The sequence below is a fragment of the Vibrio sp. 10N.286.49.C3 genome (assembly GCF_041469545.1).
Lineage (GTDB): Bacteria > Pseudomonadota > Gammaproteobacteria > Enterobacterales > Vibrionaceae > Vibrio > Vibrio tasmaniensis_A.
In genome coordinates this window covers 118,227-131,730 of the sequence record NZ_JBFRKT010000009.1, presented here as the reverse complement: position 1 = coordinate 131,730, position 13,504 = coordinate 118,227, and the positions used below count along the sequence as shown (strand labels likewise).

General features: G+C 44.3%; 13 protein-coding genes. 3 read left to right on the top strand and 10 right to left on the bottom strand.

Going from position 1 to position 13,504, the window contains the following annotated elements; genetic code table 11:
- Positions 1-66 precede the first annotated feature (66 nt).
- The 10 genes from deoA to AB4180_RS05075 form a co-directional block, all read right to left on the bottom strand.
- On the bottom strand, positions 67-1,395 hold the full coding sequence (gene deoA / locus AB4180_RS05120) for a thymidine phosphorylase (RefSeq protein ID WP_102249127.1): 1,329 nt from the start codon (positions 1,393-1,395) through the stop codon (positions 67-69).
- 108 nt (positions 1,396-1,503) lie between these two features.
- Positions 1,504-2,280 (bottom strand): deoxyribose-phosphate aldolase, encoded by a 777-nt coding sequence (deoC, locus tag AB4180_RS05115; RefSeq protein ID WP_102249128.1) that lies wholly within the window; start codon positions 2,278-2,280, stop codon positions 1,504-1,506.
- 537 nt (positions 2,281-2,817) lie between these two features.
- Entirely contained in the window at positions 2,818-4,080 is a 1,263-nt protein-coding gene (locus tag AB4180_RS05110; protein WP_009847523.1) for a NupC/NupG family nucleoside CNT transporter, read from the bottom strand.
- A 204-nt stretch (positions 4,081-4,284) separates the two neighbouring features.
- The gene (locus AB4180_RS05105) at positions 4,285-5,097 is read right to left on the bottom strand and encodes a TatD family hydrolase (RefSeq protein ID WP_102249129.1); all 813 of its coding nucleotides are present in this window, start codon (positions 5,095-5,097) and stop codon (positions 4,285-4,287) included.
- Positions 5,078-5,233 (bottom strand): DUF5363 family protein, encoded by a 156-nt coding sequence (locus tag AB4180_RS05100; RefSeq protein WP_198592241.1) that lies wholly within the window; start codon positions 5,231-5,233, stop codon positions 5,078-5,080. Before AB4180_RS05100 ends, AB4180_RS05105 begins: the two co-directional genes overlap by 20 nt.
- Positions 5,234-5,331: 98 nt before the next feature.
- Positions 5,332-6,912 (bottom strand): peptide chain release factor 3, encoded by a 1,581-nt coding sequence (gene prfC, locus AB4180_RS05095; RefSeq protein ID WP_012604694.1) that lies wholly within the window; start codon positions 6,910-6,912, stop codon positions 5,332-5,334.
- 172 nt (positions 6,913-7,084) lie between these two features.
- Entirely contained in the window at positions 7,085-7,540 is a 456-nt protein-coding gene (rimI, locus tag AB4180_RS05090) for a ribosomal protein S18-alanine N-acetyltransferase (protein ID WP_102249130.1), read from the bottom strand.
- Positions 7,533-7,931, bottom strand: a complete 399-nt coding sequence (locus AB4180_RS05085; protein ID WP_102249131.1) for a DNA polymerase III subunit psi — start codon at positions 7,929-7,931, stop codon at positions 7,533-7,535. The genes rimI and AB4180_RS05085 overlap by 8 nt, the downstream gene beginning before the upstream one ends.
- 155 nt (positions 7,932-8,086) lie before the next feature.
- Complete coding sequence (locus AB4180_RS05080; RefSeq protein ID WP_009847530.1) at positions 8,087-8,590, bottom strand: GNAT family N-acetyltransferase; 504 nt, start codon at positions 8,588-8,590, stop codon at positions 8,087-8,089.
- The gene (locus AB4180_RS05075) at positions 8,574-9,101 is read right to left on the bottom strand and encodes an SCP2 domain-containing protein (protein WP_009847531.1); all 528 of its coding nucleotides are present in this window, start codon (positions 9,099-9,101) and stop codon (positions 8,574-8,576) included. The genes AB4180_RS05080 and AB4180_RS05075 overlap by 17 nt, the downstream gene beginning before the upstream one ends.
- A gap of 257 nt (positions 9,102-9,358) precedes the next feature.
- Here AB4180_RS05075 and AB4180_RS05070 point away from each other — a divergent pair, with 257 nt between their 5' ends.
- The 3 genes from AB4180_RS05070 (at position 9,359) to AB4180_RS05060 (ending at position 13,476) form a co-directional block, all read left to right on the top strand.
- On the top strand, positions 9,359-11,398 hold the full coding sequence (locus AB4180_RS05070) for a bifunctional diguanylate cyclase/phosphodiesterase (protein WP_009847532.1): 2,040 nt from the start codon (positions 9,359-9,361) through the stop codon (positions 11,396-11,398).
- 167 nt (positions 11,399-11,565) lie between these two features.
- Positions 11,566-12,579 (top strand): peptidase U32 family protein, encoded by a 1,014-nt coding sequence (locus AB4180_RS05065; RefSeq protein ID WP_009847533.1) that lies wholly within the window; start codon positions 11,566-11,568, stop codon positions 12,577-12,579.
- A gap of 18 nt (positions 12,580-12,597) precedes the next feature.
- The gene (locus AB4180_RS05060) at positions 12,598-13,476 is read left to right on the top strand and encodes a U32 family peptidase (RefSeq protein WP_009847534.1); all 879 of its coding nucleotides are present in this window, start codon (positions 12,598-12,600) and stop codon (positions 13,474-13,476) included.
- Positions 13,477-13,504: the final 28 nt, after the last annotated feature.

Below are 13,504 nucleotides of genomic sequence, written 5' to 3'. Positions count from 1 at the left end.
AACTTATTGCTCTTTGCACCAGAACTCTGTTTATCGGCATACACAAGGTATGCCGATACCTGTTATTTACACGTCTTCAGAACGAATCTGACGGTAAACGTCTGGCGTTACTGTATATTCTCCGCCCACAGTGATTGCATTTTGTAATGCTTTTGCAGCTTCTTGCCACTGTTGTTCATTGCGAGCATGAATCATTGCTAATGGTTTATCGGCGCTTGCTACTTCGCCAAGGCGAATGAAGCTATCAAAACCGACTGCGTAATCAATGCTGTCTGTTGCTACGCGGCGACCACCGCCCATACCAACGACAGCCATACCAATTGCACGCGTATCCATCGCTGATACTACACCGCTTTCTAGCGCATACACTGGTTTAACAATTTCTGCTTTTTCTAGGTAGTTATCGTAGTTCGTTACGAAATCAGTTGGACCACCAAGGCCCGCTACCATTTTACCGAAGCACTCTGCTGCTTTACCGTTATCCAGTACTGCCATCAGTTTTTCACGCGCTTCGTCTGAATCTTTTGCAAGGTTACCCAGAACCAGCATTTCAGCACACGATGCCATCGTAATTTCTAGCAAACGAGGGTTACGATATTCGCCGGTTAGAAATTGAACCGCTTCACGTACTTCTACTGCGTTACCCGCTGAAGAAGCCAGAACTTGGTTCATGTCCGTTAGGATTGCCGTTGTTTTAGTACCCGCACCGTTTGCTACTGCAACGATAGATTTTGCTAACTCTTCAGACGCTTCGTAAGTCGGCATGAATGCGCCTGAACCTACTTTTACGTCCATCACTAAAGAATCAAGACCAGCAGCCAATTTCTTAGACAAAATTGAAGCTGTGATCAACGAGATGTTGTCGACTGTTGCCGTGATATCTCGAGTCGCGTAAACGCGCTTATCAGCCGGTGCTAAATCACCAGTTTGGCCGATGATCGCTACGCCAGCTTCTTTGGTTACAGCACCAAACACATCGTTGGTGGGTGTAATATTGTAACCAGGGATAGATTCAAGTTTGTCTAGCGTACCGCCAGTGTGGCCTAAACCACGACCAGAGATCATTGGAACGAAACCACCACATGCTGCCACCATAGGGCCAAGCATCAGAGAAGTTACGTCACCAACACCACCAGTAGAGTGCTTATCAACGATTGGGCCATCAAAGTTCATGTGGCTCCAGTCAATCACCATGCCCGAATCACGCATTGCACACGTCAGTGCGATACGTTCTGGCATCGTCATTTCATTAAAAAAGATAGCCATTGCGAATGCTGCAATTTGGCCTTCAGAAACGGTATTTTTAGCCACGCCTTGAATGAAGAAGTTAATTTCTTCAGTCGTTAGGACTTCACCATCACGTTTTCTGCGAATAATTTCTTGAGGTAGATACATTAGTGCCTCCCAAACTCTAGTGAGTATGGTTTGTAGGGAAAGAGGTAATATGGAGTGACTTAACGCCACTCCATCAAACAGACTTTATTGTTATACCCGATAGGGAAATTAGTATGCTGCTGGATCAGCAGTTTGGTCTGTCACTTCTAATGTATTAAGAAGGTTAGTCAGTAGGCTTGAAGCACCAAAACGGTAGTGCATGTTGTCTGCCCAGTCAGCGCCTAGTAGCTCATCAGCCATTGCTAGGTAAGCTTGAGCATCTTCAGCTGTACGTACGCCACCAGCTGGTTTGAAACCAACTGTTTTAGCTACGCCCATGTCACGAATAACTTCAAGCATCATGCGCGCGTACTCTGGAGTCGCGTTTACTGGCACTTTACCTGTTGAAGTTTTGATGAAGTCTGCACCTGCTTCGATACAGATCTGAGAAGCTTTCTTGATCAGTGCTTCTTCTTTTAGCTCACCAGTTTCGATGATCACTTTAAGCGTGATGTCACCACAAGCGGCTTTACATTGCTTAACTAGCTCAAAGCCAACTTCTTCGTTGCCAGCAATAAGAGCACGGTATGGGAATACTACGTCAACTTCGTCTGCGCCGTACGCTACCGCTGCTTTTGTTTCTGCAACAGCAATTTCGATGTCGTCATTACCATGAGGGAAGTTAGTTACAGTCGCAATGCGTACTTCTGGAGTACCTTGCTCACGCAACGCCTTTTTAGCTGCTGGGATGAAGCGAGGGTAAATACAGATTGCAGCGGTGTTGCCAACTGCAGTCTTCGCGTCATGACAAAGTGCCACTACTTTTTCAGTAGTATCGTCGTCATTTAGCGTAGTTAGGTCCATAAGTTTAAGTGCACGTAGAGCTGCTGCTTTTAAATCGCTCATTTCTATCTCCGATCAATATATTCAAATAGTTAACTACTTCACCATCCATCCAGTATAGATGGATATTTTAGTAATGCTCAGTAGTCACAAATGAACGGACTTGGTTCCCTGAAGACTTGATAACTTTCGCTACCAATTGCAATCCTTGTCACCGCACAGTACCAGTTTGGTCTATGGCACAACAAATCAGTCATGTTGTGTCTAACATCTATAGTGTATTGCTAATATAGCGTATTGCTAAGTTTGGCTTAATCCCAGAAGAATAACGTTCGAGCTAATCTCAATGTTACTTTCTTGCCAGCAGAGACATCCTATCCCTTTAGCTAATACATTATAGGTATCCATCAATAAATTGTAGTGCTCCTTAGAACGCAAACGGTTTGTATCTCAAAAAAACATTCTAGACCCATTTTCGACTCCAAGCATTCACTCATGCTAATGCTCAAAATCACTAGGCCCAAAAACAAAAAAGCCCCGCAGCAATTTCTTGCTACGGGGCGATATTATTATGGCGTCTATATATCGATTTCTAACTGATTAGAAAGACAGGAAGAAGCCAGCAATTGTTGCTGCCATCAGGTTAGATAGAGTACCAGCTACAACCGCTTTAACACCCATACGTGCGATGTCGTGACGACGGTTTGGAGCAATACCACCTAGACCACCTAGAAGAATCGCAATTGAAGAAAGGTTTGCGAAACCACATAGAGCGAACGAGATAATTGCTTGAGTCTTAACAGACATTACTTGACCAGTCGCTTCAACGATTTGAGCGTTTTCACCGATGTATGGTACGAAGTTTAGGTATGCAACGAATTCGTTAACAACTGTCTTCTGACCAATGAAAGAACCAGCAATAGTTGCTTCTTCCCATGGAACACCAATGATGAATGCTAACGGTGCGAAGATCCAACCTAGAAGAAGTTCTAGAGTTAGGTTTTCCATACCGAACCAACCACCGATGCCACCTAGGATACCGTTGATAAGAGCGATTAGACCGATGAATGCTAGTAGCATTGCACCAACGTTAAGTGCTAGTTGTAGACCAACTGACGCACCGCCAGCCGCTGCATCGATAACGTTAGCAGGCTTGTCGTCGCCACCGTCGATGTCTGAACCTAGGTTCTCGTCAACTTCATCAGTTTCAGGCTTGATGATTTTAGCGAATAGTAGACCACCAGGTGCTGCCATGAATGACGCTGCTACTAGGTACTCTAGAGGTACACCCATAGATGCGTAACCCGCTAGTACACCACCAGCAACAGACGCTAAACCACCACACATTACTGCGAATAGTTCAGAGTTAGTCATTTTAGGAACAAATGGACGAACAACTAGAGGCGCTTCCGTTTGACCAACGAAGATGTTTGCAGCTGCAGACATAGACTCGGCGCGAGAAGTACCTAGAGCTTTCTGAAGACCACCACCAAGAACCTTGATTACAACTTGCATCGCACCAATGTAGTAAAGTACAGAGATAAGAGCAGAGAAGAAGATTAGTGTTGGTAGAACTTGGAATGCAAAGATGAATCCGATACCGTCAACTGAGAAGTTAACAAGGCTACCAAATAGGAAGCCAGTACCATCTTTACCGTAGTCGATCACGTTTGCTACACCAGCAGAGAAACCTGCAAGTAGATCACGACCCCAAGGGATGTAAAGTACGAATGCACCAAGTGCGAATTGGATAGCGAAAGCGCCACCCACTGTTCTTAGATTAATTGCTTTGCGGTTGTCGGATAGTAGTACTGCGATTGCAATCAGTGCAACCATTCCGACGAGGCTCATAAACAGGCTCATAGTTTATGACTTCCTTATTAGTTATTTATTGGCGTGTTACAAAATGGGGCTATAAAGCGGAGGCAATTATACTCATGCGACCACTAATAAAGTAATGCCGTCCTCACACTTTCGTAGAAGATTCATGTACCATTCACACGTAAATGTGAGCCGAATCACAAGCCAAGTGCAATTTACGCAAACGATAAACAAAAACCTTCGATTTTATTCACATATACCGAATGCGCGATGGCTATTTTGCCAAATTTGCGCTGCAACCGATTGCTTCGGTTCTTTTCTAAGCAAAAACAGTTCATTTAAGATCGTAACTAAATACTTGGAATGATTAACATTTCCTTGTTTTCCATGCATGGGCATATCCGGGGCATCCGTTTCTAACACCAGGCCGTCAAGAGGCAGTTTTGAGATAGTGGTGCGTGTTTTTTGTGCTCTTGGGTAAGTAATCGTTCCACCGACACCAATATAGAAACCAAGCTGAATCCACGCCAAAGCCTGCTGTTCGCTCCCTGAAAATCCATGAATCACACCACCCAAAGTAAATTTATACTGCTTTATTAGCTCAATAAGTCGGTTAAAAGACTTCCTTTCATGGATGATTAAAGGCAGCTTAAACGCCTTAGCTAGCTCTATTTGTTGGATGAAAAAACGCTCTTGTTTCTCCCGTGCAACATCGACAAAAAAGTCGAGACCACACTCTCCTATCGCAACGCATTGACTGTTTTTTGATGAGAGTAATCGGCGAAGCTCTGAGAATTGCTTGTCATTGGCTTGCTCTAAAAAATAAGGATGGAAACCTAAAGCGTAGTAAACATTAGGGTAAGATTTAGCGATTTCATCAAGCTTCCTCCAGTTACTTTGGCCAATAGAAGGGATGATTAACTTCTCGACTTGCGCCTGTTTCGCCTCTTTAACGTAACCTTCAATACCTTTATCAAGTGAAAAACCTTGCTCAAAGATGTCAAAGTCCGCATGGCAATGGGTGTCAAACAGCGGAAAGTCACTTATTTTCGATGTCATCTTCCCTGCTCTCTGTTTGTTTTCCTTGAGGATCACGGCGATAAGCCGCACAGCTGCGCTTATTTTCAGGCGTTAAGCCAAGCTCTTCGCACCACTTATCGTATTTCTTAATCCAAGCTTTTATCCAACTGAACATACTTACCTTAAGCCTCTAACCTCAAATGACACGAATAAAAAAACGCCTATTGCAGAACAATAGACGTTTTTGTTTAACTCGAATAGAGCGCAGAGTGATTAGTGCTCGCGCGTCGCTCGGAATTGAACTTCTGGGAAACGCTCAGAAGCTAGGTTCAAATTCACCATAGTCGGTGCAATGTAAGATAGGTTATCACCACCATCTAACGCTAGGTTAGCTTGGCTCTTACGTTTGAACTCTTCTAGTTTCTTAGCGTCATCACATTCAACCCAACGTGCAGTTGCAACGTTCACACCTTCGTAAATCGCTTCAACGTTGTATTCCGCTTTCAAGCGCGCTACAACTACATCAAACTGAAGTACACCAACTGCACCAACGATCAGATCGTTATTTTGCAAAGGACGGAATACTTGAACCGCGCCCTCTTCAGAAAGCTGAACCAAGCCTTTTAGAAGTTGCTTCTGCTTCAATGGATCGCGCAGACGAATACGACGGAATAGCTCAGGCGCAAAGTTAGGAATACCTGCGAACTTCAAGCTTTCGCCTTGAGTAAAGGTATCGCCAATCTGAATTGTGCCGTGGTTATGCAGACCAATGATGTCACCCGCGTATGCTTTTTCAGCACGAGCACGGTCACCCGCCATGAAGGTTACTGCATCTGAGATACTCACGTTCTTACCAGTACGAACATGGTTCATCTTCATACCTTGGTCGTAAGTACCTGATACGATACGCATGAATGCGATACGGTCACGGTGTTTTGGATCCATATTTGCTTGGATCTTAAATACGAAACCAGAGAACTTCTCTTCAGTCGCTTCAACATCACGCTCATTTGCTTGACGCGTTTGAGGTGCAGGAGCCCATCGAGTTAGGCCGTCAAGCATATGATCAACACCGAAGTTACCCAATGCAGTACCGAAGTAAACCGGAGTCAACTCGCCAGCAAGGAACAGTTCGTGATCAAACTCAGGACATGCGCCGATAACCAATTCAAGCTCTTCACGAACGCTGCTCGCCAGATCTTCGCCAACAGCTTCGTCTAGTTCAGGGTTATCTAGACCTTTAATGATACGAACTTCTTGGATCTCATGGCCGTGGCCAGATTCATACAAGATCGTTTCATCACGGTGAATGTGGTAAACGCCTTTAAACTCTTTACCACAACCGATAGGCCAAGAGATTGGAGCACAAGCCATACCTAGCTCGCTTTCCACTTCATCTAGCACTTCCATTGGGTCACGAACATCACGGTCAAGTTTGTTCATAAACGTTACGATTGGTGTATCACGTAGACGCGTTACTTCCATCAGTTTACGAGTACGATCCTCGACACCTTTTGCAGCATCGATAACCATCAAACAAGAGTCAACCGCTGTTAGTGTACGGTACGTATCTTCCGAGAAATCTTCGTGTCCAGGAGTATCGAGTAGGTTGACTAGACAATCGTTGTATGGGAATTGCATTACAGACGTAGTTACCGAGATACCACGTTCTTTTTCCATCTCCATCCAGTCAGATTTAGCGTGCTGGTTAGAGCCACGGCCTTTTACGGTACCCGCTTTTTGAATCGCGTTTCCGAATAAAAGAACTTTTTCAGTAATCGTGGTTTTACCCGCATCCGGGTGAGAGATAATCGCAAACGTTCTACGTTTGCTCACTTCTTGTTGGAAAGACATAGTCGCCCTTTGCTGATCTAAAGCGTAAAAAGGGCAAGTAGATAATACTTGCCCTTGAATTCTGTGTGCGGATTATACAGAAAGCGTGTCACTTTCTAAAGGGTCAGTTTACACCCTATTTTGTGGCTAATTCCGGAGCTAGCGCTCTAGTTCGCGAAAAGACGTAACATGACTAGCTAAAAGACATAAAAAGATAGCTCATAATGATGGCATCTTCATTGCCTTGCTTGGTTGGATAATAGTTACGACGGCGATCAACTTCATTGAAGCCGGCCTTTTCGTAAAGATTAAACGCATTTACATTACTTTCGCGAACCTCTAGCCAAGCGCTTTCCGCGTCAGCTTGTTCGCACATATCGAGAAAGTGCTCAACCAAAGCTTTGCCGTAACCTTTACCTTGCTGCTTTGGGTCAACCGCTATCGTCAGCAAAGTCACTTCACCGACAATGTTCTGAGCATAAAAATAGCCGACAACCTCTCCGTCCACCTCTAAAACACGGTGGCAGCCTCCACGGCTATTAAGATCACGGATCATGTTTTCAGACCAAGGATGAGAATGCGCGGCCTGCTCTATCTGCCAAATAGCATCTAGGTGTTGTTGTGAAGTCGGTAAAAATTGATTAGTCATAAGCACAAATTTGTTGCCATAAGTCGCGGCGATGTTGGTTATTACCGTTAATGTCAGACAGTAATGGAGATTGAAGTGTTTTAGCCTTCAGTTCATGAGCAGATTCGCAACCAGCAAACCATACCCAGTCAACCGCCCCTAAATCCACAGAAGATAGATGCTGAGGTTGAATATACAACGCCTGAGATAAGTCGAGCTTGATACTTTTGAGTACTCGCTCAAACATCACGGCGAGATCATCCTGAGGTTTTTCTGGTGAAACCAACAGTAACTTGCAATCATTCGATAACAGAGTCAATTCAGATTCATAACCAGCCAAACGCTCTGGGTGACTTAACTCCCATTGGCTAATGCCCATCTCTTGTAGATATTGCGCGTGTGTTTGTGACATATCTAGCGGTCGTAACCTTTGGTTTGTTGGTATTAATATTCTTCGAGTGAACTTAAACGGTGCTCATTGGGGCTGATACTAACAAAAAATAAAGGAGCATCAAGCTCCTTTATTTAGACTAAATCAGTTTGTATCTTATTGAGTGGTAAATCAGCTTATAAGTCGTTGAACTCTGGGCTGTAAGCAATTTCACCAGAATGCCCAGCAAACGCCCCTTCTACCAACTCAATCGCTTGAAAAGCGCCTTCAGGCACATCCCAAACACAACTCAGGCCAAATTCGCTCGCCGCCTTGAAACCAAAACGACCGTAGTAAGCAGGATCACCGAGTACAACACAGGCTGGGTAACCAAAATCTACCAAAGTAGAAAATGCGTCTTCAACCAGTGATTTGGCAATGCCTTGATTGCGGAACTCTTCTTTCACGGCGAGAGGTGCGAGCCCCTGCCAGTTATGATCGTCACCATCAAGAGTAAGAGGGCTAAACATCAGGTGACCAACCACCTCCCCTTCATCAGAACAAGCCACCAGCGATAGCGTTAAATGGCTATTCTCACGCAAGCTCATAACCAAATTAGCTTCTGCATCCGTTTCAAAAACAGATTTCAATAAACGATCGATGACAAGTATATCTGCCGGTGCTTCAGTTCGAATAAGCATTCATTACCTCACTTTGTGTATCTGGGGATTGTACTCCCTTCTGCACAAAATCAGCTAATTGATTTAACAAAGTTTTCATAGGAGTCGGCAATAAGTCTAAATCGACGCTATCCATCAAATTTTTCACTTCCAAGCCTAGCTCGGTATCGCCCTCAATAGACAGTCGACGTTGGAAGAAAAGCGTATCTGGGTCTTCTTTTCGCCCAGCAATCAACACGAGATCATTTAGATTGCCACTAAAACTCACATCTTCATTGACCTCTTTATCAGCGACAACTAGTTGCTCATTTTTGTAGCTAATACACCAACTTAACCCCATATCTTTTATTGAAACTTTAAGCCACTTGTCTTCTAAGAACTCAAAATCACCATCCTCTAAAGCCTCCTTGAATACATTTTTCAATGCTTCTAATAAGGCTTTTTTTTGTACTGATTTTGGTAATAACTGGACTGGAGATCGCAAAATTGATGCGGCATTTTGAACTAGTTGAGTGCGTATCTTGTTTATCACGTGACTTATCCGTAACTTTGTCAATAATATAGAAAGCATCATAGATGATGTTGAGATCTCAGTTACTGTTATGTATCAAATTAATTCAGTTTGATGCTCGACCTTTAATATATTGATAATCACAGTTATAGTAACTCTGGTCATGAAAATCACAGCGAATCGCTGCACTCACAAGTAAACATCGATAGCTGAACAAAAAGCAATCAATGTTTATCGATAGTGAATATTCAAGCTCTTGGAGAATTGGTAGTACTTTGATGCCTCCCCAGCAACTACAACATTGGTTTACACAGCTTACTGCAAACAGCCCGTTCTTTTTTGCGGTACTTGATGCTCAACATAACTATTTTATGGTGAATGAGCGTTACTGTGATATTGCTGGTTTAAGTAAAACAGAACTTGTAGGCATGAATGACCGCCAAACCTTGGGCGAGCAATTCTACCAACACCTTAAGCCTTACTATGAGCGTGCATTCAATGGCGAAACAATTGAGGCGGAAATCACCCTAAACGAAACGGCTTTAGACACTAGCCTTCATTTCAGCCTATCTCCGCTTACCAATGGTAAAAAGACTGAATACATCATCTTTCACGCCTTCGATACATCTGAAAACCAAGTACTTGTCCGTTCTTTAGAAGAGTCTGAAGCGAAATTCCACAAGCTATCTCACCTGCTCCCAGACGGATTGCTATTAGTTGAAAACGACTACATTCTGTCTTCGAACCCTGCAGCTGCGCGCTTACTTGGCTTTAACTCCACCACAGAATTGATTGGCGAAGAGTTAGGCCGATTATTTATCGATGAACAAACCAAAACAGTCTTTAATAATGACCTCAGCTCCATTATTTCTGAGTCTGGCTTGGTTTGTTTAACGGGTGCTCGATGTGGCTTTGAACGTAAAGTTCAGTTAAATATCGACTCGACGGTCATTCTTGGAAGCAGTACCCAACTCGTACTTATTCAAGACGCTCAAGAAACAACAAAACAATACACACCCGCTAACAGTGAAGATGCCTACATCGATACACTGACTAAGCTCTACAACCGACTTGGGTTTACCAAAAGCCTTGAGCAGTTCATTCACAACAAGACCCCTGTTGTGATGCTCTACTTAGACATCGATAACTTCAAAAATATCAATGACTCACTTGGCCACCACATCGGTGATAAAGTGATTAAAGAGGTCGCATCTCGCTTAAAACGACAACTGCCTCGTCAAGCTATTATTGGCCATTTAGGCGGTGATGAATTTGGTATTATTCTACCTGAGCCTGAACACCCACGAACACCTGAAATACTCTCTGAAAAGATCATATCTCTGATCAACCAACCCTTCGATCTCCACCATTTTAGCAAGCGTTTAGCCTGCTCGATTGGTAGTGTGAGCTTTCCTCACGATGGCAGTGACGCACGTATCTTGCTACAGAATGCTGACACCGCAATGTATGAAGCTAAGGATCGTGGACGCAACCGCCTGATCAAGTTCAACGAACAGATGAACAAAGAAGCGCGAATGCGACTGTGGCTTGAGATAGAACTGCAAAAAGCACTGCAACAGAACGGGCTTGAGGTTTGGTACCAACCAAAAGTAAATGCGCGTGACTTCACCATTAACGGAGCAGAAGCTCTGGTACGTTGGAAACACCCCGTAGAAGGTTATATTAGCCCTGCCGCATTTATTCCTGTAGCGGAACGAGCTGGCCTTATTGAACAACTTGGTCGTGTGGTAATGCGCGAAGTATTTGCCACGGTGAAACGTTGGAAGATGCAAGGTATTTTACCTGGTCGCGTCGCGATCAACCTTTCACCAGAGCAGTTTGGTAATCCAAAATTGATTGATTTCATGGAGAAGTTGCTGCGTTCTACTGAGCTAGATCCAAGTGCGATTACCTTTGAGCTTACAGAAAGTGCCGTAATGAGTGATAGTGAGCACACGCTTCAAATGCTGAACGCGATTAAGAGACTTGGCTTTGCGTTATCCATCGATGACTTTGGTACGGGTTACTCTTCTCTATCTTACCTTGCTCGCTTTCCGATTGATGAGCTTAAAATTGACCGGGCTTTTATCTCAGATATCGATACCTTACCAAAGCAAATTACCGTAATTGAAAACATCATCAACCTTGGGAAATCTCTCGATTTAACCGTGGTTGCAGAGGGTGTCGAAACCAGTGAACAAGCAACCCTGCTGTCTAACCTCAACTGTGGTTCAATTCAAGGTTTCCACTTCTATCGCCCTCAACCAAAACAAGAGGTTGAAGAACTGTTCGCCCAAAACCGTCGTCACAAGAATTAATTAAACACGCCCTCCAACACCAAGCTAAAGCGTAAATTCGCCATTCGTCAGTACCTCAAATGGGGTAAAAGCAGATTTATCCATCTAAACCTGCCTTACATCAATTCCGTCATTCATAATTCTTCATAAAATACTCGCTTCAATTTTATTCTATTGGTAGTGAGCAAATGGAACTCTTATGCCCAGCGGGTAACTTACCTGCTTTGAAAACCGCTATTGATTGCGGTGCGGATGCTGTCTATATCGGATTCAAAGACGATACGAATGCCCGACACTTCGCAGGCCTTAACTTTGCGGGTAAAAAGCTCGATCGTGCTGTGCAGTATGTGCATGACCGCAACAAGAAAATTCACGTTGCCTTAAATACTTTTGCTCACCCAAACGGCTTCGAACGCTGGACTAACGCTGTAGATAACGCCGCCGCACTAGGCGTTGATGCGCTGATCATCGCTGACATTGCGGTGCTCGAGTACGCTGCAAATAAATATCCAGAACTAGAGCTGCACTTATCAGTACAAGCATCTGCGACCAATGCAGCCGCTATCGACTTCTATCATAAAAATTTCAACGTTAAGCGTGTGGTATTGCCGCGCGTATTGTCGATCCATCAGGTCAAACAGCTTTCTCGTAACATCACTTCTGACGTTGACCTCGAAGTATTCGCTTTTGGTAGCTTATGTATCATGGCAGAAGGCCGTTGCTACCTCTCTTCATACATGACGGGTGAATCGCCAAATACGGTTGGGGCATGTTCTCCAGCAAAATACGTTCGCTGGCAAGAAACGGATGGCGGACTTGAATCTCGCTTGAACGAAATCCTTATCGACAAGTATGAAGCAGGTGAGAACGCAGGTTACCCAACGCTATGTAAAGGCCGATTTGAAGCAGAAGTAGATGGTGAGCGAAAGCGTTATCACGCACTTGAAGAGCCAACTAGCCTTAACACACTATCTATGTTGCCTGAGCTTTTCGCCGCGAATGTTGCTTCTGTGAAGATTGAAGGTCGCCAACGTAGCCCTGCTTATGTCGAGCAAGTCACTCGCACTTGGCGCGCAGCCATCGATCGCTACTTAGCGAACCCTGAACAATACCAAGTGGAACAAGCTTGGAATGCGACACTGGCGAATGTATCTGAAGGTACACAAACCACGCTTGGCGCTTACCACCGTAAATGGCAATAGAGCCAAATGGAGAACTCAATGAAATACGCATTAGGCCCTCTACTTTATTTTTGGCCAAAACAAGATGTTGAAAGCTTCTATGAGCAAGCAAAATCAAGCTCTGCCGACATCATCTACCTCGGTGAAGCGGTGTGCTCAAAGCGCCGTGAGATGAAAGCAAAACACTGGATGGACATAGCAAAAGAGCTGTCTGATTCAGGTAAGCAAGTGGTACTTTCAACCATGGCATTGCTAGAAGCCCCAAGCGAAGTCAACATCATGAAGAAGTACATTGATAACGGTGACTTCGCCATTGAAGCCAATGATGTATCTGCGATTCAACTGGCAAGTGAAAGTAAGGTGCCTTTTGTTGTTGGTCCTGCGGTGAACACCTACAATGCACGCACTCTGAACCTGTTCTTGAAACAAGGTATGACGCGTTGGTGTATGCCCGTTGAGCTTTCTCGCGAGTGGCTAAGCAACGTAATGAAACAGTGCGAAGAGCTTAATATTCGTAATAAGTTCGAAGTAGAAGTGTTTAGCCATGGCTACTTACCTCTTGCTTACTCTGCACGTTGCTTTACAGCCCGAGCAGAGAACAAAGCCAAAGACGATTGCGAAACCTGCTGCATCAAATACCCAACAGGTCTACAGGTCGAAAGCCAAGAAGGCCAATCGGTATTTAACCTTAATGGTATCCAGACGCAATCAGGTTACTGCTACAACCTAGTCAATGATCTACCGAGCATGCATGACTTGGTCGATGTCGTTCGCCTGAGTCCATTGGGTATCGACACTTTCTCTGAAATCAATAACTTCAGAGCGAACGAGCAAGGTCAAAAACCAATGAAGATTGAAAGCCGCCAGTGCAATGGCTACTGGCATCAGCTTGCGGGTTTAGACGTTAAAAACATCTAGTTTCTAGAGTTAAACCCATCAGCCACAG